The sequence below is a fragment of the Paenibacillus apiarius genome (assembly GCF_017052585.1).
In the GTDB taxonomy this organism is placed as follows: domain Bacteria; phylum Bacillota; class Bacilli; order Paenibacillales; family Paenibacillaceae; genus Paenibacillus_B; species Paenibacillus_B apiarius.
Genome location: NZ_JAFFHZ010000001.1, coordinates 3617125 through 3640367 on the forward strand (window position 1 = coordinate 3617125; position 23243 = coordinate 3640367).

At 54.2% G+C, this 23243-nt stretch carries 18 protein-coding genes and 1 pseudogene; 18 read left to right on the forward strand and 1 reads right to left on the reverse strand.

Annotated elements, in window-relative coordinates:
- Window positions 1–306: 306 nt before the first annotated feature.
- From JSQ80_RS16105 to JSQ80_RS16115, 3 genes are read left to right on the forward strand one after another with little or no spacing between them, the layout of a single operon-like run.
- The gene (locus tag JSQ80_RS16105) at window positions 307–2001 is read left to right on the forward strand and encodes a response regulator transcription factor (RefSeq protein ID WP_206096012.1); all 1695 of its coding nucleotides are present in this window, start codon (window positions 307–309) and stop codon (window positions 1999–2001) included.
- Window positions 2002–2037: 36 nt separating this feature from the next.
- On the forward strand, window positions 2038–3774 hold the full coding sequence (locus JSQ80_RS16110) for a cache domain-containing sensor histidine kinase (protein ID WP_206096013.1): 1737 nt from the start codon (window positions 2038–2040) through the stop codon (window positions 3772–3774).
- A gap of 16 nt (window positions 3775–3790) precedes the next feature.
- Window positions 3791–4813 carry a substrate-binding domain-containing protein gene (locus JSQ80_RS16115; protein ID WP_206096014.1) on the forward strand — a complete coding sequence of 341 codons (1023 nt, stop codon included), beginning with the start codon at window positions 3791–3793 and terminating at the stop codon, window positions 4811–4813.
- Between the two features lie 93 nt (window positions 4814–4906).
- Here the strand turns inward: JSQ80_RS16115 and murQ are convergent, their stop codons facing one another.
- Entirely contained in the window at window positions 4907–5818 is a 912-nt protein-coding gene (murQ, locus tag JSQ80_RS16120; protein ID WP_087435031.1) for an N-acetylmuramic acid 6-phosphate etherase, read from the reverse strand.
- A gap of 692 nt (window positions 5819–6510) precedes the next feature.
- Between murQ and JSQ80_RS16125 the strand changes: the two genes are divergently transcribed.
- The 15 genes and pseudogenes from JSQ80_RS16125 (at window position 6511) to JSQ80_RS16195 (ending at window position 23235) form a co-directional block, all read left to right on the forward strand.
- Window positions 6511–7698, forward strand: coding sequence for an anhydro-N-acetylmuramic acid kinase (locus tag JSQ80_RS16125; protein ID WP_206096015.1), 1188 nt, complete (start codon window positions 6511–6513; stop codon window positions 7696–7698).
- 103 nt (window positions 7699–7801) lie between these two features.
- Window positions 7802–8998 carry a serine hydrolase domain-containing protein gene (locus JSQ80_RS16130; protein WP_240463690.1) on the forward strand — a complete coding sequence of 399 codons (1197 nt, stop codon included), beginning with the start codon at window positions 7802–7804 and terminating at the stop codon, window positions 8996–8998.
- 173 nt (window positions 8999–9171) lie between these two features.
- Window positions 9172–10149 carry a GNAT family N-acetyltransferase gene (locus JSQ80_RS16135; RefSeq protein ID WP_206096016.1) on the forward strand — a complete coding sequence of 326 codons (978 nt, stop codon included), beginning with the start codon at window positions 9172–9174 and terminating at the stop codon, window positions 10147–10149.
- A 15-nt stretch (window positions 10150–10164) separates the two neighbouring features.
- Entirely contained in the window at window positions 10165–11547 is a 1383-nt protein-coding gene (locus JSQ80_RS16140) for an ABC transporter substrate-binding protein (RefSeq protein ID WP_206096017.1), read from the forward strand.
- A gap of 161 nt (window positions 11548–11708) precedes the next feature.
- A complete protein-coding gene (locus JSQ80_RS16145; protein WP_206097631.1) occupies window positions 11709–12620 on the forward strand; it encodes a carbohydrate ABC transporter permease in 912 nt (303 codons plus the stop codon).
- A gap of 101 nt (window positions 12621–12721) precedes the next feature.
- Window positions 12722–13461, forward strand: a pseudogene (locus JSQ80_RS29155) (carbohydrate ABC transporter permease).
- 21 nt (window positions 13462–13482) lie between these two features.
- Window positions 13483–14592, forward strand: a complete 1110-nt coding sequence (locus tag JSQ80_RS16155) for an ABC transporter ATP-binding protein (RefSeq protein WP_206096018.1) — start codon at window positions 13483–13485, stop codon at window positions 14590–14592.
- 30 nt (window positions 14593–14622) lie between these two features.
- A complete protein-coding gene (locus JSQ80_RS16160; protein WP_206096019.1) occupies window positions 14623–15303 on the forward strand; it encodes a DUF2189 domain-containing protein in 681 nt (226 codons plus the stop codon).
- A 28-nt stretch (window positions 15304–15331) separates the two neighbouring features.
- Window positions 15332–16042 (forward strand): PIG-L deacetylase family protein, encoded by a 711-nt coding sequence (locus tag JSQ80_RS16165; RefSeq protein WP_206096020.1) that lies wholly within the window; start codon window positions 15332–15334, stop codon window positions 16040–16042.
- A 53-nt stretch (window positions 16043–16095) separates the two neighbouring features.
- Window positions 16096–16947 carry a MurR/RpiR family transcriptional regulator gene (locus JSQ80_RS16170; protein WP_206096021.1) on the forward strand — a complete coding sequence of 284 codons (852 nt, stop codon included), beginning with the start codon at window positions 16096–16098 and terminating at the stop codon, window positions 16945–16947.
- Window positions 16948–17379: 432 nt separating this feature from the next.
- Window positions 17380–18420, forward strand: a complete 1041-nt coding sequence (locus JSQ80_RS16175) for a galactose ABC transporter substrate-binding protein (RefSeq protein ID WP_206096022.1) — start codon at window positions 17380–17382, stop codon at window positions 18418–18420.
- Window positions 18407–19969, forward strand: coding sequence for a sugar ABC transporter ATP-binding protein (locus JSQ80_RS16180; protein WP_418888877.1), 1563 nt, complete (start codon window positions 18407–18409; stop codon window positions 19967–19969). The genes JSQ80_RS16175 and JSQ80_RS16180 overlap by 14 nt, the downstream gene beginning before the upstream one ends.
- Before the next feature lie 13 nt (window positions 19970–19982).
- Complete coding sequence (gene mglC, locus JSQ80_RS16185) at window positions 19983–20996, forward strand: galactose/methyl galactoside ABC transporter permease MglC (protein WP_206096024.1); 1014 nt, start codon at window positions 19983–19985, stop codon at window positions 20994–20996.
- A 392-nt stretch (window positions 20997–21388) separates the two neighbouring features.
- The gene (locus JSQ80_RS16190; protein ID WP_206096025.1) at window positions 21389–22150 is read left to right on the forward strand and encodes an IclR family transcriptional regulator domain-containing protein; all 762 of its coding nucleotides are present in this window, start codon (window positions 21389–21391) and stop codon (window positions 22148–22150) included.
- Window positions 22151–22224: 74 nt separating this feature from the next.
- Window positions 22225–23235 carry an ABC transporter permease gene (locus JSQ80_RS16195; protein ID WP_087435019.1) on the forward strand — a complete coding sequence of 337 codons (1011 nt, stop codon included), beginning with the start codon at window positions 22225–22227 and terminating at the stop codon, window positions 23233–23235.
- Window positions 23236–23243: the final 8 nt, after the last annotated feature.

Below are 23243 nucleotides of genomic sequence, written 5' to 3' on the forward strand. Positions count from 1 at the left end.
GTTCCGATGCGGGATCGGCAGCCTTTTTGACTTTTGAAGAAGATGTTCCCGGAGCAAAGCATGGCTGATCCATCCTTTGCTTCATTCTCCCCTTTAGTCAGAATAGCGGTACTTCCGCCTCTTGGATGCTCAGCTTCGCAAGGCCTCGAAAGAGTTTTTTCGCATTGCTGACGGACAGATTCAGGTGGACAGGTGTTGGAAGTTATTTTAAAATGAGGCTGAAAACTTCAATGCTGCACTACAACGCAATGAAATGAAAACGCTTGCTTGTGGTCAGGGATCGATGTTTATGGGGAGGGCTGCGAGATGTATAAGCTGCTGCTTGTGGATGACGAGGAAGATGTGCGCGAAGGGCTGCTGCGTGAAATCGATTGGAACGGCTGCGGCTACGAGATAATAGGCACCGCCGAGAACGGACGGGAAGCGCTCGAAGCGGTGGATAAGCTGCAGCCGGACGTCGTGGTAACCGACATCCAAATGCCGTTTCTGAACGGCCTGCAGTTGTCGGAAGGGATACGTGAGCAGTTCCCTACAATTAAAATCATCATTTTGACGGGCTATGACGAGTTCGAATATGCGCAAAAGGCGGTCAAGCTGCATATCGACGAATATGTGCTGAAGCCGTTTTCTTCCCAAGAGCTGGTTAATGTGCTGGTCAAGGTCAAGGGGAGCATGGACGAGGAGCAGGCTCAGCGGGAAAACGTACACCTTCTGCAGGAGCACTATCGCAGCAGTCTGCCTGTCTTGAAGGAAGTGTTCCTCGCATCGCTTTTCGCGCGCAAAGTGAGCCGCAAGGAGATTGAGGAGAAATCCAAGCTTTATGATTTGCCGCTCTTCGGCAGTCAGTTCATGCTGTCGGTCATCAGTCTTGACACCCCGTGCACATTCCGATCGAACCTCAAGGAGGAAGAGCCGGCTATACGGCAGTCTCTGCAGAGGGACGCTGAGGTGCCGCAGCAGTCGCTGTCGCTTAAGGATACGGGGGATTCCCGGTTGCAGCTGTTCGCGGTATATAACATCGCCGAAGAAATCGCTTATAAGCGCCAGCTTGGGTTAGTGATCATTCATAACGAAGAAGTCGTGCTCATAAGCTGCGATGGATCGCCGGATACGGAACCAATCCGCAGGCGGACGCTACTTGCTCTGGAGGAAGTTCGGCAAAGTGTGGAACGATATTTGCGATTTACGGTAACAGCGGGAGCCGGCACCGTCATTCATTCGTTGGAAGAAGCGCCGTACGCGTACAAAGATGCAATCGCAGCGCTTGATTACCGCGTCATTCTCGGGAGTAACCGAATCATCTGCATTGATGATGTGGAGATGCGCATGAAGGAGAAGCTATGCTTCGATCATTGGAAGGAAGAGGCGCTCACCCGCTGCTTGAAGGTGGGGACGGCGGAGGAATTGAGGGAGATGCTCGATTCTCTTTTTCAAGGGCTGACGGAGGCTCATATTTCTGTCAAGGATTTTCAGATTTATGTGATGGAGATGTTAATCGCTCTGATGAAGGTTGCGCGGGATGCGGGTCAAGCGGCGGATGCCGCCGTCGGCGACGAGCTGGCCTCGTTCGGACGCATTCGGGAATTCCGCCACATGGAAGAGGCCAAGCAGTGGATGCTCCGGCTGTGCGCCCGGCTCATGCGTCATATTGCCGCGGATCGGCAGACCTCGTACAAGAAGCTTGTGCAGGCAGCGGCGGCGTTTGTCGAAGCCAACTATCAGAACAGCGAGCTGTCCATCACGATGATGTGCGGGCATCTTCATATTAGCGCCGGGTATTTCAGCAGTATTTTCAAAAAGGAGACGAAGATGACGTTCGTCAACTATTTGTTGCAGCTGCGCATGGAGAAGGCGAAACAGTATTTGCGGTCGACCGATTGGAAGACGTTCGAAATTGCGGAACAAGTAGGGTATAGCGATCCGAATTATTTCAGCTACTCCTTTAAAAAATACGCGGGGATATCGCCCAAACAATATCGCAGCCAAGCGGATGAAGGCTGATCCCGGATTCTTCGCGCAGGAAAGATGGAGGATGGCATGAAGTGGAGACAAGTGCGGAGCATTCAGTTTATCATCGCGGCTTCATTTACACTAATTACCGTCATTGTAATGCTGTTCGTGAGCGTTGTCGTCTATGGCAAATTCGCCAATACAGCCGAACAGAACGCCGTGCTGAACAATCAGCAAATCATTGATCAGGTGAAGTTCAATTTGGAATCATACGTGAGCGGAATCGGGGCCTTTTTCGAAATCATTGATAATCGCCTGAATCAAACCGGCGGAGTGCCTATGAAGGAGCTGCAGGAACAGCTCGACACGATAAGGATGACGCGTGACGATGTGGTAAGCATGGCCATTTTTACACTCGATGGACAGCTCATTCAGAGCATCCCGCCACAGATGCGGCGCCGCAATACCGGACTGACGGAACAGAGCTGGTTCACGGCGGCCGTGAAAGCGCCGGACCAGTTGTCCTATTCGCCGCCCCACATTCAGAATTTGTTCGAAGGCGCGTATAAATGGGTCGTCTCATTGAGCAAAGGAATGACGTATCGCAGCTCTGGCACAGAGGAGCGGGGAATCCTGCTGATCGACGTCAACTTCAAGACGATTGACGATCTGTGCCAGCGGGTTACGCTAGGGGGCAAAGGATATGTTTATTTGATCGACTCGATGGGGAATTTGGTCTATCATCCGCAGCAGCAGTTAATCTATAACGGGCTCAAGTATGAAAATGTGGAGCAGGTGCTCAAATATACGTATGGCAGCTATATCGATCACTCGGGCGGGGTGGAACGGCTTATTACGGTCAAGACCGTTACTCCGCTCGGCTGGAAGGTTGTCGGCGTATCCTATATGGACGAGCTGGTAACGACACAGCAGGAAATCGGCGGTTTTTTATTTTGGCTGCTTGCCGCCGTGCTCGGCTTCGTGCTTATCGTCTCCTTCGCGCTGTCCGCCCGCATTTCCCATCCGATTAAGCGATTGGAGCGAACGATGAGAATGGTGGAAAAGGGCGTTTTCACCGTGCATATGGAAATGAGCGGCGCCGAAGAGGTCAAGCGGCTGACAAGCCGGTTCAACCTGATGGTGGCCCGCATTCATCAGCTTATGGACCAGATTATTGAGGAACAGGAGACGAAGCGCAAAAATGAGCTGGACATTTTGCAGGCTCAGATTCATCCGCACTTTTTATATAATACGCTTAATTCTGTCGTTCGCTTGGCGGGAAGCGGCCGCACGGACGATGTCGTGACGATGATTTCGTCGTTGTCGAAATTTTTTCGCATCAGCTTGAGCAAGGGCCAGCATATTATTTCGGTGCAGGAAGAGCTCGAGCATGTGAAGCATTATTTGATTATTCAAAATATTCGCTTTAAGCATCAATTTACATATGCAATAGAAGCGGAGGAGCGCATACTGAACAATCGCACCCTAAAGCTCGTGCTGCAGCCTATTGTGGAAAACGCCATTCAGCATGGCATTGAAGGCAGCGCCGGCGAAGGCTGCATTCGCATTAAGGCGCAGGAGTATGACGGGAAGCTGCGTTTTGAAGTTAACGACAACGGAGCGGGTATCCCGCCGCAGCGCCTTGAAGCTGTCAAAGCGGGACGAGCCGAGAGCCGGCAGGGCTCGGGCGTCGGGCTGCGCAACGTTCAGGAGCGGTTGCAGCTGTATTACGGCATGGCGTACGGTCTGGTGATTGACAGCCAACCGGATGAAGGGACGACGGTGACGATATGGCTGCCGCTGGAGCGCGAAAACGAGTCATGAGGAAGGAGAAGAGGAGATGCTTATTCATTGTCCATATGCCAGACCGGATCGCGGGTTAAAGGCGAAGGTGAAGCGCGCCATCTTACTGCTGCTCATCAGCATGTCTCTTTCACTCCTTACGGCTTGCTCCGGCAGCGGCATTATTGAAATATCTGAACCGGAGCAACGCAATTTCGCGCTTGTCGTCAAGACGATGAACGATGATTATTGGAATACGGTTCGCATGGGGGCAGAGGCGGCAGCCAAGGAATTCAACGTTAAAATTACGTTTCTCGCGCCCGAGCATGAGAAGGATGTCCAGCAGCAGGTGGAGTATACGGATCAAGCGTTAAAGCTGGGCGTGGACGCGATCATTCTCGCAGCCAGCGATTACATGGCGCTCGGGCAGGTGGTGGATCAAGCGAGCTACTATCATATCCCCGTAATCTCCATTGATTCCGAGGTCGGTTCCACAAAGGTACAAAGCTATATCGGCACGAACTCCTATCAAATGGGGCGGACAGCCGGACAGGAACTGGTCAAGCTGATGAATGGCAAGGGCAAGGTCGGCGTGATGAGCTTTGTCCAAGGCGCGCGTAATGCGGAGCAGCGCGAGGAGGGCTTGATGGACTTGTTCTCCCGCTATGACGGAATTGAGGTAGCAGAGACGGCGTATTGCTACTCGGATTCGGAGCTCGCATATGAGTTGACGATCCGCATGCTCGCGAAGCATCCGGATCTGCAAGGAATCGTGTCGCTCAATTCGATCTCCTCCCTCGGCGTGGCTCGAGCCGTTAAGGATGCGGATGCGGGCCGGGCGATAAGAGTGGTTACCATCGACAGCACGCCTGAGCTTATGGGGTACCTGCAGGATGAGGTCATTGGGGCCGCCGTCGTGCAGAATCCGTTCACGATGGGGTATCTCGGCGTAAAATATGCGGCGGAAGCGCTGCAGGGCTCAGATATACCGGAACGGGTGGAGACGGAAGCGAAGGTGATTGATTTACATAATATGTTCTGGCCGGAAAATCAGAAGCTGTTGTTCCCCTTTGTCAAATAATGCTTCCCGGCAGGTTGTCCGGCAAAAAAATGAGGGATATCCCGATGCAGATGAGGCTGCTGCAAGGGATGTCCCTTTTGTTCATTTACATGGCTATTCCATGCGCATTCCGCCGCTGATGGCCCGGCTGACGAAGCCGTCCGCTTCCTTCAGCCGTGCGCGGGCCTCATCGGCATCGACCTTGGCGGCAATCATGATAATTGCCGTCTTGACGTGGCCCTCCGCAGCGGCAAACGCCGCTTCCGCTTGTTCGTCCGAGGCATTGGTGGCGAGCTTGATGATTCGCTTCGCCCGGGCGATCAGCTTCTCGTTGGAAGGCTGCACGTCCACCATGAGATTGCCATATACTTTACCCATCCGGATCATGGAGGCGGTCGTCAGCATGTTCAGCACGAGCTTCTGTGCCGTGCCGGCCTTCATCCGGGTCGATCCCATCACCACTTCAGGCCCGACGACCACTTCGATCATGACATGGGCATGGGTGCGCATCGGCGTATGTTCATTGTTGCACACCCCGATGACGGTCGCTCCGAGCTCGCGGGCACGCTGCATGGCTCCGAGCACGTAAGGGGTGCGTCCGCTGGCGGCGATGCCGACGACGACGTCGTCCGCACGGACCCCATGCATAATCACATCGGTTTGGCCGAGGATAAGGCTGTCCTCCGCGCCTTCCACCGATTCTTGAATCGCTTGCGGCCCGCCTGCAATGATGCCCCGTACCAGCTGCGGATCGGTGCCATAGGTCGGCGGACATTCAGACGCATCCAGAATACCAAGCCTGCCGCTCGTGCCCGCGCCAAAATAGAACAGGCGTCCGCCGCGCCGAAATCCGTGCACGATCCGATCGGCCGCGTCGGCAATCTGCGGGATAGCTTGCTCCACGGACGCTGCCACTTGGCGATCCTCCGCGTTGATTACCCGCATCATCTGTTCGGTCGACATTGCATCGATATGCAGAGTAGCTTCGTTAACTTGCTCCGTAATCAAGGAACTAATGTCCAACATTTCAAATAAACCTCCGGTTTTGAATTTAAACGGTCATGTTGAAAATGATGCAGGACAGAAAGTTGAAACGTTACGCTTTGCAGAAAAGTGATAGGCATAGACATGATGTAAAGTGGGGTGCATTGGAATGTCGAAGAAGGGGAGAATGGCTGAAGCTCGTGTATCGGATCATAAATATGCTTTCTAATACGCCCGAAGCCGGTAACCTGACTAACAGAGCCAGCCTTCGAGATGAGTATAAACGAATGGGAGGATAAATGTAAAATAAAAAATTATATTTTAAAATAGGAATTGAAAAAATATTTCGTTTTCGTATAATAAAGCTAAACCGCCTAAGAACCTGTCATATCATTTGAGCATCATGCCAGCATCCCTTGCACCCTTCACAGAACTCCCGGATTTGTTGGATATCCTAGAAATCATCATTATTGAACACTTCTGCAATCGTTCTCAGCAACGACTTCCGCAATTATCGAACAAGACATACTCCTGAAATTTTATATGACGAAATGAATGCAATTGCATCGCCAAGCTTTGTGCGCGTTGTTTGCGAATAGGTGTGCTTCTGGCTTCTGCCGTATGCCGTATGCGCTCCGGCTTTTTATGTTGCCGGAGAGGCGATTGGCGTTCCATAGCGAACATGCACATGCTATTTCGATATATTCTGTCATCCTAGAAGGGGGAGAGATACAATGCGGGTGCCATTGGCAGGCAAGCCGGTTCACACCATTATCGGCTTAATGTCCGGCACGTCATTGGACGGAATTGACGCTGCCGTCGTTCAAGTGCATGGATGCGGAATGGATGCGAAGGCCGAATTGCTCGCTTTCCATTGCATGGAATATGAATCGGAGCTGCGGGAACGATTAAAGGCGCTGTGCAGCAACGGACATTCCCGCGTCGCAGACCTATGCGTGATGAATGCCTACTTAGGACGGCGATTTGCCGAAGCCGCGCAGGAAGCGGCTGAATCGGCCGGGCTCCCGCTGGATGACATCGACTTCATCAGCTCGCACGGCCAGACCGTCTGGCACCAGCCGACAGTGATAGGAGAGGAACCCTATTTTATGCCATCGACGCTGCAAATCGGCGACTTGTCCGTAATCGCCAAGCTGACCGGCAAACCCGTTATTGGAGATTATCGTCCGGCCGATATGGCCGTGGGCGGTCAAGGAGCCCCTTTGACGCCGTATGCGGATTATATTTTTTTCCGGCATGACGACATCGGCAGAATCGTGCAGAACATCGGGGGGATCGGGAATTGTACCATACTTCCGGCGGGAGCGTCGTCTGATGCAGTTACCGCTTTTGATACCGGACCCGGCAACATGCTGATCGATGAAGCGATATACCAATTGTCCGACGGAGCGCTCCACTATGATCGGAATGGGGAGTGGGCCGCGCAAGGGAAGGTGAATGAAGAGCTGCTCTTGGAGATGCTGGCTCACCCTTATTTTCGGCTGGAACCGGCCAAGACGACCGGGAGAGAGATGTTCGGCCGTGAATATGCCGCGGTGTGGATCGCGGAAGGTCTCAATCGGCAGTTGACTGCCGAAGATATCGCCGCCACATTCACGGCGCTGACCGTACGCTCGATTGCATGCGCTTACCGCGAATTTGTCTTCGGACTGCATTCCGTTCACGAAGTAATCGTCAGTGGCGGCGGGGCCAACAATTCGACGCTCATGCGCTGGCTGGCAGCGGAACTGCCGGAGCAGAAGGTGATGGCATCCGACGAGTGGGGCCTATCGGGCGATGCGAAAGAGGCGGTTGCCTTCGCGTTGCTGGCCAATGATTTTGTGCATGGCGTTCCCAACAACCTGCCTGCCGTGACCGGTGCGGCAAGCTCGACCGTCATGGGGAAGCTGGCGCTGCCATAATTGCCGATTGGAGAGGAGATTCAGAGATGAACAAGGGGAGGCAACGAGTGACGCGGTGGCTTGATTACTTTGATTTAAAACAAAATGAAAGCGGTTGCTTGTCTTGAAGAGGCCTGTTCAACCGGGTGAAGCGGAGAGGTTGGACCTAAGTAATACCGATTTGCAAGCGGCTTGGGCGCTCCTCGATCATGCGGTCGCGCAGCAGGACATCCCCGGCGGCGTCGCGCTTGTCGCACGGCATGGGCATTTCGCCACTTATGCGGCAGGCCATGCCGTGTTGGGCAGCGATGCTAAGATACCTGCCTCTGCCCACACCCTCTATGATTGCGCTTCGCTGACTAAGGTTGTCGTCACGCTGCCGCTGATTTTGCTGCTGTCGGATCAAGGGAAGCTCCAGCTGAACGATCCGGCGGCCGCCTATGTGCCGGAATTCGGGGAGTCCGGCAAGGACGCGGCTACCATCTGCCAGCTGCTTGCGCATACTTCGGGATTGGCCGCGCACTGTGACTTGTACTCTCACGGATGGACGCCGGATGAAATGTTCATGCACATTTGCCGGATGAAGCCGGTATACGTTCCTGGCACCCGCTGCGTATACAGCTGCTTGGGCTATATCGTACTCGGCCGCATTGCGGAGCGGCTTCTGGGCGAGCCGCTCGCTCAGGCCGCCGAACGCTTGCTATTCCGGCCGCTCGGAATGGCGGCCAGCCGCTACAACCCGCCGTGCGAATGGCGCCCGCGCATCGCCGCGACCGAGTATGATCCAGCGCTGGACGGGTTCCGCTGGGGCCGCGTGCATGACGAGAATGCGGACGCGTTCGGCGGGGCCTGCGGCAATGCAGGGCTGTTCGCCACCGCGGGCGATCTGGCGCGATACGCGCAGATGTGGCTCGCCAGCGCCAACGCAGGCGGCAGCGTAGACGAAGCCGGCGCAGCCGCACACCATTGCGCGTATTCGCCGCCCGGCACTGCATTCAACACCCATGCGGCGCAAGCCATCGCGCTCCTCTCGCCGTCTGCGGTCCGGCAAGCCCTCAGCAGCCATACGCGCCATATCCCCGGGGCCCATAGGGGGCTGGGCTGGGTGCTGAAAAACGACCCGGCAGATGTGACGGGCAGCGGATTTTCGCCGAGCAGCTACGGGCATACCGGCTTCACGGGCACGAGCCTCTGGATCGATCCCGAGCACGATCTTGCCGTTGTCCTGTTGACGAATCGGGTGCATTTCGGACGCAACGCATCCATTGCGAAGCTGCGTCATGATTTCCATCAAGCAGTCGCAGCGGCACTGCGAGCTTAGAACGCCACCCGCAAATGTCCGTGCTCATCCGTGCTCAGTATATAAAACGATTACGAAGCATTGATTTTGAATGGGGGTGAATATATTTCCAAAAGAGATTGAACACGAAGCAGAAGCAGCATAATGCCGCACAGCTTCATGAATGAAATGAGCTCAAAAAAGGGGGGCCGCCTGTGGCAGACCTGAACTACCGTTACTATGAACCGGGTGACGAAGCGCACATCGTCCCGCTCTGGAATCGCACCCTCATCTCCGATCCGATTACCGCCAAGCGATTCCGCAACTTGGTGCTGCTCGACGCGAACTTCGATCCGCAGGGGATGCGCCTCGCGTTCGAAGGCACGGATCTGGTCGGCTGCGTCTATGCCGTCCGCCGCCGTCTGCCTATGCATGGAACAGACGTGGAGCCGGAGAACGGCTGGATTCCGTTCTTTTTTACCGCTGCTTCGCATCGGCGCCAAGGAATCGGCTCCCGGCTTCTGCACGATGCGTTTGGCTTCCTGCGGAAGCAGGGCAGACAGACCGTCTTCTTTGCCTCCTACGCGCCGAACTACATCGTGCCGGGAATTGATGCCAAGGCATATCCAGAGGGCCGGGCCTTCTTGCAGCGGCATGGCTTTGTACGGCAAGCGCGGGCGGTTGCGATGGATATCCCGCTTGCCGGGTTCGAAATTCCCGCGGAGGTGCAAGATCTGAAGCGGCAGCGATTGGCGGAAGGATATTCGTTCGAATCAGCACAGGATCGCGATTTGGTGGAGCTAATCGGATTCGCGACACGGGTGTTCAATCCCGATTGGGGGCGCGCCATACGCGAAGGCATTTTGCAAGGCCTGCCTTTGTCGCAGATTATAGTTGCCCGGGAGAAGGAACGACTGGTCGGGTTCTGCATGCACGGCGGTTATGAAGGCATCCGGGAGCGATTCGGACCGTTCGGGGTCGATCCCGCGCAGCAGGGCAGAGGGTTAGGAAAAATATTGCTCTATGACGTGCTATTTGGCATGCGCGCCATCGGCCTGCACGGAGCCTGGTTTCTATGGACGGGGGAAACGACGCCGGCCGGCGTCCTGTACGCGCGGTCGGGCTTTGCGATTACCCGGAAGTTTGACGTGATGCGGCGTTCCATCGCCAATCCGGAATTCAATATCGAATAGGGGGATAGGTTGCGAATGAATACATGGAAAAAAATGTTGGTTCTCTTCCTCGCACTCGCCATGATGGTTGTGGCGGCAGCGTGCAGCAGGGGCAATAGTGCCACGAAGGAAACGCCGGGAGGCGCCGGGGGAGATGCAGCGGCGTCCGATACGGTGAAAGTATGGACTTATCCGGTCCATCAAGCGTATGAAGACGAATTGAAGCAGCTCATTCCGGAGTTCATGAAGCAGCATCCGAATATCAAAGTCGAATTCGAAGTGCTCTCCTGGGCGGAAGGGCCGAAGAAGTTTGACGTCGCCTTGAACGCCGGCAACCCGCCGGACATTTATTACGGCGGCCTGTCCGGCGCTTATGTGAATACCGGCATGGTCGTTCCGCTCGACGGCTACCTCACGCAAGAGATTAAGGACGACTACGAGCCTGGTATACTCGAATTCGGACAAATTCAAGGCAAGCAATATATGCTGCCGCTGACATCCGGCCAATGGGAATGGGGCGGCAACAAGCGCATACTGGAAGAAGCGGGCATCGATTGGAAGAGCATCCAGCAGAATGGCTGGTCATGGACCGAGTTCACGGAATTGGCCAAAAAAATGACGAAAAAGCTGCCTGACAATTCCATGCAGTACGGAGTGGTTACCGATGGCACGAGCCTTGATTTCAGCCAGCTCATTACGAAAAATGCCGGCCTCGTCGATTTGGTGGACGAGAGCGGCAAGTTCATCTGGAACGACGACCGCATTCTCGATTCGCTCAACTTCGTCGATTCCTTGATGAAGGATGGCATTATGCCGAAGGAAACAGGCGCTCTGACGCCGCAGCAGCGGACGCAAATGTTCTACGACGGCAAGGCCGCCATTATCTCCAAGGCGATTCCATACTACGACACGATGATCGCGAATCGCAACAGAGATATCGACGCAGGCAAAGCAAACGGGGAAAAGATTGAATTCATCCTGCTTCCGGTTCCTCACCACGACAAACACCCGGCCAAAACCTACACCACCAGCGAAGGCTACATGATGTTCCAACAGAAAAACGGCAAAGACGAACAGCATTTGAAAAACGTGTTCCTCGTGCTCGACTTCTTGACGGGCGCGCAAGGGGGCAACTCCTCGAACGAGCTGTGCCTGCCGTTCACGCGCAAGTCGCAGGCGAAAGCGTTCGAAGACAAGGGCAAAGCAACTCAGCATAACTGGGATGCGGCGGTGAAGTTTGCCCAAAATCCAGCGCCTTCGGTCGAGAACAAGGTCGGCTTGGACGTTTCCTCCAAGATGAAGCAGTTCCGCGAGCAGGTGCAAAAACCAGCGTTCCAAGCACTCTTCGCCGGCGAGAAGACTCCGCAGCAAATTGCGGAGGAATTCAAAGCCAAGGGCGAGCAAATGTTTGGCGGGTAACGCCGAGTAGAGTGTGAGTGACGGGAAGAGGCCCTCTATGTCAGTCGTATGGGGCCCTTCCTTCTTCCCGTCATTTTGATGCAACAAATATGATATCGGACAGGAGGATTGTGATGCAGCAACATGCCGACAATGCGCTCCCGAGCCGCCCGACCGGTCCGATGAAGCCCGGAACACCCACCAGAACTGGCTCAGCAATGAGACGTTTTCTCCGGGACTACGGGTGGGCTTACGTGTTCATCCTGCCGCCGGTGCTGCTATTTCTCGTTTTTACGTTGTATCCGGTCGTCTCGGCATTTCTTATGAGCTTTCAGAAGTATACGGTGTTGAACTCGACGTGGATTGGACTCGACAACTACAACACGATGGTTCGGGATGATGTCTTCTGGAAGTCGATGAAAAATACCGTCATTTTCACTGCCGGCACCGTTCCGGTCAACATCATCATCACATTCGGGCTGGCGTATCTCATCTTTCAGATGAAGCGTTCCTGGCAGACGTTCTTCAAGGCGGTGCTCTACTTGCCGGGCGTCGCTTCCGGCGTCACCATCTCGCTTGTATGGCTGGCGATTTTCGATCCTTCCCCGAACGGCATTTTCAATATGCTGCTGGGCCTGTTCGGCATCGAACCGATCATATGGCTCGGCAAGTCGAACACAGCGCTGTTCACGCTCATGCTGGTAACCTATTTCAGCTCGCATGGAGCCGGCATCATATTGTATATGGCCGCGATGGGCGGAATTCCGAAATCGCTGTATGAAGCGGCAGACATCGATCATGCCAGCGGCTGGTCGAAGTTCCGCAACATTACGTGGCCGCTTTTGAAGCCGACGACGCTCTATTTGCTCGTGACCGGCGTCATCACGTCGTTCCAGGTCTTCATTAGCGTCTACTTGATGACTCAGGGCGGACCGAACTTCGCCACGACGACGATTGCTTACTTGGTGTACCAGACCGCTTTTGTATTCTACGATTTCGGCCTCGCGTCCGCGCAATCGTTCGTGCTGGCCGCCGTCATCATCGTCGTATCGATCGTTCAATTCAAATTTTTCTCGTCGGACGTCGAGTACTAGGGGGAGAGCATGTGAGAACAAGATCGTACCCGCTGTTTATCGCCGTCGCCGCCATCGTCATCATCTTCTGGGCCGTGCTGTCGATCGTTCCGCTGTATTGGATGTTCATCGGCTCGTTCCAAGATTCGCTCGCTGCGGCTGTATACAAGCCGAAGATGTTTCCCGACCTCTGGTCGTTTGTCCCTTATGAACGCTTTTTTCAGAAGACGAATGCCTGGAAGTGGCTGTTCAACTCCATGCTCGTGTCCGGCGTGCTGACGGTGACGAACGTGTCGCTTCGCTTGCCGGTTACGCGTTCGCGAAGCTGAAGTTTCCCGGCAGCAATTCGGTCTTTTGGGTGCTGCTCAGCACGATGATGATTCCCGCGCAGGTAACGCTGATTCCGTTGTATGTGCTCGTCATCAACGTGTTCGACATGGCGAATACGTATACCGCCATCATTTTGCCGTCGGTCGCTACAGTCGGTAATATCTTTTTGATGAAGCAGTACATGTCGACGCTGCCGACATCGCTTATTCACGCGGCCCGCATCGATGCCTGCAGCGAATTCCGCATCTTTACGCACATTATTTTGCCGATGGCGAAGCCAGGCTTGGCAGTGCTTGCTATCTTCACCTTCGTGGCGAGCTGGAACGACTTCTTCTGGCCATTTCTCGTCACGCAGAGCTCGGACATGCAGACGATTCAGGTCGGCTTGGCCAGCTTCCGCTTCGCGGAATCGACCGATTATGGCGGCATGATGGCCGGGGCTACAGTGGCCGCATTGCCGATGATCGTGCTGTTCTTCTCGCTGCAGAAATATTTCCTGCAGGGAATTACGATCGGCGCCGTCAAAGGCTAGAAACTGCTCAGGAGGAACGATATGGCTCGAGTTGAATTCAAAAATGTCGTTAAGGAATTTCACGACGAGAAGCGGGGGAACTTCACCGCCGTATCCGATTCCAGCTTCGTTGTCGAGGATAAGGAATTCGTCGTGTTCGTCGGACCGTCGGGATGTGGCAAGACGACGTCGCTGCGCATGATTGCCGGACTTGAACGGCAGTCTGGCGGAGATATTCTGATTGGCGATCGGATCGTCAATCATCTGCATCCGAAGGATCGGGACATCGCGATGGTGTTTCAAGATTACGCGCTGTATCCGCATATGACGGTAGAGGAGAATTTGTCGTTCGGTTTGAAAAATTTGAAGCGTCCGAAAGAGGAGATTGCGGCCAAGGTGAAGGATGCGGCGTCCATTCTCGGCTTGGATGAGATGCTGGATCGCAAGCCGCGCGAGCTGAGCGGCGGCCAGCGGCAGCGCGTCGCGGTCGGACGCGCCATCGTGCGCGATCCGCAGGTGTTCCTGTTCGACGAGCCGCTCTCGAACCTGGACGCGAAGCTGCGCGTCCAGATGCGCGTGGAGCTGGCGGAGCTGCACAAGCGGCTTGGCGCGACGATCGTCTACGTCACGCACGATCAGGTGGAGGCGATGACGCTAGGCGATCGCATCGTCGTCATGAATCAAGGCCGCATTCAACAGGTCGCCTCCCCGACGGAGCTGTACAACCGGCCGGACAACATGTTCGTGGCCGGATTTATCGGTTCGCCAGCCATGAATTTCATGGATGGGCGCGTGGAAGGCGGCTCGATCCGATTGGAAGGCCAGTCGATCTCCCTCGGCGAGGAGCAGGCGAAAATGCTGCAGAGCTACGACGGCAGCGCTGTCGTCGTCGGCATTCGCCCGGAGCATATTTATGGCGAGGACTTGACGATGAACGTGTCGAAGGAGCATGCATTAACCGCTCCAATTCATGTCATCGAAAATCTCGGGGCCGAAACTCTAATCTATTTCCGTATCGGCAACCGCATCGTGACTGCGAAAGTCAACCCCGAGACCGAAGCGCGCATCGGGCAGATGAAGACGTTCGTCATCGAGCGGAACAAGCTTCATTTCTTCGATCCGTCGAGCGAGCAGCGCATCGCGACCGGCTAAGCCAATCAACGAGAAAGGATGATGAATGATATGCGTAAACTAAGCGAAATCCTCGTCCAGTCTGGAGTGAAAGTATATCGGGATATCGTGGCGGTCGTGGTCTTCAGCCTCGCGACCTCGGCCTTGCTGCTGCCGGCAGTCTTCCTGCTGCCCGTTGCTTGGGCGGCCATAGCTGTGGTGCTGCTGTACGCTCCGCTATGCGTCGGAGCGCTGCATGCCGCTCACCGGCTGCTCAAGGGGGAGAAGCCAAAAGTAGCGCACGTGTGGGCCGGAGCGGTTCGCTTCTATGGTCGCGGGGTCGTGTTCGCCCTTTTTTGCGTGCTGTTTGCGCTTATCGTCATCTCGTCCTGGTGGTATTACGGGAGCCGGGACGGTGCGCTTTACTTTGCGCTGGCGGTGTTCCAGACGTATTTCGCCGCCATGTTCTTTGCCTCGCAGCTGTATACGATCCCGCTTGTCGTGCAGCATGACATGGGGATTATGGCGGCGATGGCGAAGAGCGCGAAAATGTTCGTGGCAAGGCCGGGCTATACGATCGGCGCTCTGTTTCAGGCAGCATGCATCGGTATTTGCTTGCTGTTCACAATTGTCGGTTTTGCCGGTCTATTTGTCGGGATAATGGGAATTTATATGAACTTGGCAGCGGCCAATGCCCTGAAGCCGGAAGAGAAGGCGCCCGCGCCGGGACAGACAGCGGCCGGCCAAGCGTGAAGCCTGAACGGAAACGGAGGAACAGACGATGACAAGCGAAGCAACATCGCATATTTTGGCCATAGGCGGCCATGCTGGAGATATGGACTTGACGGCAGGGGCCGTCATCGCTAAGTATACGCAAGCTGGACACCGCGCCACCTTCCTTCACCTGACCCCGGGGGAGAAGGGACATCCGCGCCTGACGCCGGAGGATTATGGGAAGCAGAAGGTGGAAGAGGCGCATCGCTTCGCCGAAATCGTAGGTGCCGATGTACGCTTCCTAGCGTATAAGGATGCGGAATTGCCGGTCGACGAAGAGGTCAAGTATGAAGTCGCTGACGTGATACGGGAAGTGAAACCGGACATTTTGATTACGCACTGGCATGGCAGCATTCACAAGGATCATGCGAATACGCACTATATCGTGGAGGACGCGCGCTTCTATGCCGGGCTTAAGACAATTGAACGGGCGCAGCCGGCACACTACGCCGCGAAGCTGTATTATGCCGACAATTGGGAGGACCCATATGACTTTCACCCTGAGGTGTTCGTTGATATTCCGGAGGACGCCTACAACACGTGGGTCAAGGCGATGAATGTGTATACCTATGCGCGCGGCGAAACGTACGGCTTTCCGTTTATTGAATATTACCAAGCGCTGACGATTGTCCGCGGCGCCCCGGCCGGCTTCAAACGGGCGCAGGCGTTTGCCGTTCCGCGGGGAGCCTTGACTCAGCGGGTACAGTACTTGAAGTGATGGCGCCGATGCCGCCGATGCACTACAATAAGAAGGTGAAGGAGGGATGGCGAATGAACGGAGGATTGGTGCGGCTGCGGGAAATATTGGACGATATTACGCCATCCGAACGCAAAGTCGCCGAATTCATCTTACAGCATCCAGCGGATATGATTGGGCTGTCCATTGCGGAGCTCGCTCGCCAGAGCGGGGGAAGTCAAGCGGCGGTCATCCGGCTGTGCAAGTCGATGGGATTCAAAGGATACCAGGAGCTCATGCTGAAGGTGGCCGGCGACTTGCAGGAAGGCAAGGAGCCCCAGGGCTACCAAGAGATCCGGCCTCACGATTCGGTGGAGACGATTATTCAGAACGTATCGAACAATAACATTCAATCGATTCGCGATACGGTCAAAATATTGGATGCGCCCATGGTGGCGCTGGCGGTAGAGGCGATGCACAAGGCGGATCGGCTGTACTTTTTCGGCTTGGGGGCCTCGAACCTGATAGCGCAGGATGCGCAGCACAAATTTTTGCGGATTAACAAGACAAGCTTTTCTTTTACCGATCCGCATTTGCAATTGACCTCATCGGTGATGCTCACGTCGCGGGACGCGGCTATCGGCATCTCGTATTCGGGGGAGACGGAATACGCCATTGCCAGTCTTAAAGCAGCTCGCGAAGCAGGCGCGACCACGATTAGCATTACGAAGTACGGACACTCTACGCTAAGCGGCATTGCCGATATTCCGCTCTATATTTCCTCGACGGAGAACGAGATCCGCAGCGGAGCGATGGCATCCCGCATTACCCAGCTCAATATTATCGATATTCTCTATCTGGGGGTGGCGAGCCGCAATTACGACAACTCAGTCACCTATTTGGAGAAGAGCCGTGCCATCATTCACGATGTGAAGGGCAAGGGCTAATGGCCCGTAGCGCCCGGAAATTAAGGAGAGCAGACGGCAGGAACCGAATACCGATTGGAGATTAGTAGTTTATCCTTGATGCGCCTGACAGGTGTATCAAGGATTTTTTTGCGCCTGGATGCTGTCACTTGGGCTTTGCCGGAGAGCAGATATGGCTGTTCCATCCTTTGTCTCACTCTCCCCCTTATTCAGGATCTGATGATGGGTCTGATCTCAGTCTGAGCGCGGCTGTTACGAACGCCATATTTCAAGAATGCCCAAGAGTCGACGCGTGATTATGTAACAGATGATTCGGCTCAAGGAGTTTTAATCAATAATGATGTGAGGATTTCAATAGAAATGATGAGGATTTTCTGTTCTTTATGAACGATGTCTTCGTCATAATAAATTCATAGCCGTATATGCTTTACAACAAAAGGGAGGTTGTTAGGAATGAAGAAATGGACGGCAACGCTGCTTATCGGCGCCATGCTGACGGTTGTGGGCTGCTCCTCCGGTTCGTCCGGCGCGGAAGGGGGCGATTCGGGCGGAGCCGGCACCGAGCCAAATATCGGGGTTGCGATTTATAAGTTCGACGATACGTTCATGACCGGTGTGCGCAATGCAATTACGGAAGCGGCAAACGGCAAGGCGAAGGTCGATATCGTAGACAGCCAAAATTCACAACCGACTCAGAATGACAAGATCGATTTGTTCATTACGAAAAAAGTGGATGCGCTTGTGATCAATCCGGTCGATCGAACCGCGGCTGGAGTCATGATCGACAAGGCGAAGGCGGCCGACATTCCGGTCGTATTTCTGAACCGTGAACCGCTGCCGGAAGATATGAAGAAGTGGGATAAAGTGTATTATGTCGGTGCCAAGGCGGAAGAATCCGGCACTATTTCAGGCCAGCTCATCGTCGATTATTGGAAGGCCAATCCAGACGCGGATAAGAACAAGGACGGCGTGCTTCAATACGTCATGCTTAAGGGGGAGCCGGGCCACCAAGATGCGGAGCTGCGCACGAAGTACTCCGTTCAGGCGCTTGAGGATGCGGGCATTAAGGTGGAGAAGGTGGCGGAAGACACCGGCATGTGGGATCGCGTGAAAGGCCAAGAGAAAATGGCGGCGTTCCTTGCCGCTCACGGCGACAAAATTGAAGCGGTGCTTGCGAACAACGATGACATGGCGCTTGGCGCTGTTGAGGCGCTGAAGGCAGCGGGATATTTTACGGGCGGCAAGAAGAAGATGCCGGTCGTCGGGGTCGATGCGACCGCTCCGGCTCTCCAAGCGCTCAAGGACGGCACGATGCTTGGCACGGTGTTGAACGACGCCAAGAACCAAGGGAAGGCGGCGCTGAATCTGGCCGCTGTATTGGCGAAGGGGGAAGTCCCGAACAAAGACAGCAGCGGATATGATCTGACGGACGGCAAGTTTGTCTGGATTCCGTATAAAAAGATTACAAAGGACAACATCGATGACGCCCAATAGACCTTTCCCCGCGAACGGAGGCACATCATTGAATAACGAACCCTATTTGTTGGAAATGAACAGCATCTCGAAGCAATTTCCGGGGATCAGAGCGCTTGACCAAGTTACGCTCAAGGTGCGCGCGGGAACGGTACATGCGCTTATGGGGGAGAATGGAGCGGGCAAGTCGACACTCATGAAATGTTTGTTCGGCATTTATCAGCCTGATGAAGGAGACATCGTCTTGCAGGGGCAAAAGGTAAGCATTATGGATTCGAAAAATGCGCTCAAGCTCGGCATCTCGATGATTCATCAGGAGCTGCATCCAGTTCCGCATCGCAATGTAATGGAGAATATTTGGCTCGGGCGATTTCCGATGAAGGGGATCGGTCCGTTCAAAATCGTTGACGAGAAGACGATGCTGCAGGATACAGAGCGGCTGATGGCTGATCTTGGCATGAACATCGCGCCGTTAGTTCGAGTCGGAAGCTTGTCCGTATCCAAAATTCAAGCGCTTGAAATTGCGAAGGCAGTCTCCTTTCAGTCTAAAATCATTGTCATGGATGAACCGACCTCATCGTTAACGGGCAATGAGGTGGAGCAGTTGTTTACGATTATCGAGCAGCTTAAGCGGCAGGGCGTGGCCATTATTTATATTTCTCATAAAATGGAAGAAATTTTACGCATTTCCGATGAGGTTACGATTATGCGGGACGGCAGGCATATCGGCACTTGGCCGGCGCATGAAATGACGACCGATCTCATTATTTCAAGGATGGTCGGACGGGAGTTGACGGAGCGGTTCCCGGAGCGGAGCAATGTGCCGGGCGAAGTCATTCTGCGCGTCGACGGATTGACATCACCGCTTCCAAAATCATTCCAGCATGTCAGCTTCGAGCTGAGGCGAGGAGAAATATTGGGGGTGGGCGGGCTCGTCGGCGCGCAGCGGACCGAGTTGCTTGAAGCGCTGTTCGGCTTGCGCCCCGTGCAATCCGGCACACTCGCCCTTCACGGCAAGCCTGTGCGCATCCGCTCGCCATTCGATGCCAAGAAGCACCGCATGGCCTTGCTGACGGAGGAGCGGAGGGTGACAGGGATTTTTCCGGTGCTGTCCGTCATGGAAAACACGGTTATCGCGAATCAAGCCCAATATGTTGCTCCGTATGGGTTATTGAATGACAAGAAGCGAAGAGCGGACGTAGCGCGGAGCGTCGAAATGCTGCGCGTAAAGACCCCATCGATAGGCACGCTCATTCAGAACTTGTCTGGGGGTAATCAGCAGAAGGTGCTGTTGGCGAGGTGGCTGCTCACCGATCCTGAAATTTTGCTGCTGGATGAACCAACCCGCGGGATCGATGTCGGCGCAAAATACGAAATCTATTCCATCATTGCCGAACTGGCGCAGCAGGGCAAGAGCATTATTATGATCTCTTCCGAAATGCCCGAGCTGCTGGGCATGTCCGATCGCATCATGGTCATGTGCGAGGGAAGATGTTCCGGAATTATCGATGGGAAGCAGGCTACCGAAGAAGAGATTATGCGTCTTGCTGCCCAGCATGCCGCACACTGAAGGAGGACATATTATGACCCGCATCAAAAATGCACAGCAGTTCGCGTCACAACATGCGATATACATCGTACTGCTCCTGTTAGTTGTGGGCATTGCTTTCTGGGACCCGAGATTTCTGTCCGTAACGACAATTCGCGATATATTCCTGCAATCGTCTACGCGGGCGATTATTGCGCTGGGAGCGGCTTTTATTCTCATTACCGGCGGAGTCGACCTGTCCGCAGGGCGCGTCGTCGGCTTGACGGCGGTTCTGTCGGCCTCAATGCTGCAATTGTCCGAGTATCCCCGCAAATTTTTCCCCGATTTGCAGCAGCTTCCGCTTTGGGTTCCGGTCCTGTTGGCCATTGCGGCAGGGCTTATCGTCGGGCTAATCAATGGTTTTATCGTGTCGAAGTTCAGTGTGCCGCCGTTTATCGCCACGCTTGGCACGATGGTTGCGGTGTATGGGCTCAACTCAATTTATTTCGATATGGAGCCGAATCAATCGCAGCCTATCGGCGGATTGCGCGAGGACTTCAGCCGCCTCGGAACCGGCTACATCGGACCGAACGGGCCGTACTCCGTGCCGTATATCGTCATCATCGCGATTGCGGTCGCGCTGCTCGTCTGGATTGTATTCAACAAGACGCGGCTCGGCAAGAACATGTACGCCATCGGCGGCAACATACAGGCGGCGAAGGTGTCCGGCATTAACGTCAGCCGCAATTTAATCGCGATCTATGCCATTGCCGGCGCGCTATACGGCTTGGCCGGGGTGCTGGAAGCGGCGCGCACGGGCGGAGCGACGAACAACTACGGGAATATGTATGAACTTGACGCCATTGCAGCCTGCGTCGTGGGAGGCGTATCGACCTCGGGCGGCATCGGTACCGTGCCCGGCATTATGGCGGGCGTGCTCATCTTTGGAGTCATTAATTACGGTCTGACCTTCATCGGTGTCAATCCGTATTGGCAGCTTATTATTAAAGGGCTTATCATTGTATTGGCCGTCGCATTCGATATGCGCAAATACGTCTCCAAAAAATAATGAACCGGGGGCAGAGCCCCCGGTTTCTTTGTTAAGAACTTCCATATAAGAATACTCCTCCGCCTACGGACTATACCAGCACTTTCCATCGTATTCAATCTCCAATTAATTCGCTTTTCTCGGTTTATATCCGCCTGATTCCTTCGTCGCGTAGTCCGGCTTCGCACCCATGCGCCATTACATTACATGTCAGGTTTGTACATCCATAATATACATATGTTCTTTTTGGGGAGACATAAAACTTGACATGTCCACATGGTAAAAACGAGGAAAAAAAGTTGTTGATCTTTCTTCGGCATCGTTTATAATGATGAAAAATTATTTATAGAAACAGTGTATCTATAATCGGTACAGAAGCCTTGCTCAAAGAAACTAGGGGAAGAGGTGAGGATGTGTCACTCAAGACGCTGGCCAAATCGCTCGAATTGCTCGATTGCTTTACATCGGATCATCCGATATGGGGGGTGCGTGATTTAGCGAAGAAGCTGGGAATGCACCATTCGGTCGCGCATCGCATCGTATCGACGTTTGAACAGCACGGCATTCTAGTTCAGAACAAAGACACGCAGAAGTACCATCTCGGCTTGAAGCTGCTGGAATACGGGAAAGTCATCACCGATCAGCTCAACATTCAGCAGTATTTTCAGCCAATATTGAAGGAGATTGCGAATTCAACCGGGGAGTCGGTCTACCTGAATATGCTGGAAGGGAAGGAGGGCGTCTGCGTATCCATCGTCCTCAGCTCGAAGGACATTCAATATTTGATTCCGGTTGGCGACCGTTCGCCGCTGTATGCCGGAGCTTCCCAGAAGGTCATGATGGCGTATGTATCTGCGGAGCTTCAGGAAGAAATTATTCAGGAGGGGTTGACGTCCGTCACTTCCCGAACGATTACCGATCCGCTGCGCTTGCGGGCCCAATTGGCGCAGATCAAAGAGGAAGGCTGGTGCATCTCTGTCGGTGAATATACGGAAGACGTGGTAGGCATTTCCGTACCGATGCTGGATAGTCATAGACGTATACTGGGCTCCATTACGATTGCAGGACCGGGATACCGGATTGACGAAGCGCGGTGCGAATCCTATTTGCGCCTCTTGCTCAACCAAGTCCCTTTAATACGGCAAAGCTGCAATATTATATCGCATATGTGGTAGCCAGGCTTCACATTTTTACACAGCAATACTTTATTTAACTAACGAGATACCGCTTTAAAGAGGGAGGGGTTGCATTGCTACAATTCATTACTCGACGTCTGTTATACCTCATACCAAGCTTGCTCGGCATCGTGCTCATCACGTTTATCCTGTCAAGAGTGCTGCCGGGCGATCCTGCCTTGATGATAGCCGGAGAACAAGCGCCGCAGCACGTGGTGGAAAATATTCGTGCTCAGCTTGGGTTGAACGATCCGCTGTATGTGCAGTTTGGCGCTTATATAAAGCAGCTGTCGCAAGGGGATCTTGGCGTGGCTTGGCACACAGGGCATACGGTGCTGGAGGATTTCGCCGTCCGTCTGCCTGCCACGATCGAGCTTGGCTTTGTCAGTCTGCTTATCGCGTTATTGGTAGCCATCCCGGTAGGCATCGTGGCCGCTACTAAGAAAGAATCGATAGTGGATCATATCTCCCGCATTTTTTCGCTTATCGGCGCCTGCATGCCGGTCTTTTGGCTCGGACTGCTTCTCATCTTGTTTTTCTACTCCAAGCTTGGCATTGCGCCTGCTCCAATGGGCCGTATCGGCGGAGACATCCTCCCGCCAACGCATATTACCGGATTATATCTTGTAGACAGCTTGCTTACTGCCGATTGGGTGGCGTTCAAGCAATCATTATCTCATCTTCTTCTCCCGGCGATTTGCCTTAGCGCCGGCACGATGGCCATTATCGCCCGCATGATGCGCTCCAGCATGCTGGAGGTTATCGGTCAGGATTATATCCGGACTGCCAGAGCAAAAGGCTTGAATGAGCGTTCCGTCGTCTACAAGCACGCTTTGGTCAATGCTTCGATACCGACGGTTACGATGATCGGTTTGCAAATCGGCTATCTGCTCGGAGGCGCGGTCATCACGGAGACCATCTTTGCTTGGCCCGGCGTCGGAAGCTATGTTACGGAATCCATTTTGGCGACGGATTACGCCCCGATTCAGGCGTTTACGCTGCTAAGCGCCGTCGTGTATAGCTGTATCAATTTGCTTGTCGATATGGTGTATGGCTTAATCGACCCGCGCATTCGCTATGAATAATCAATCTC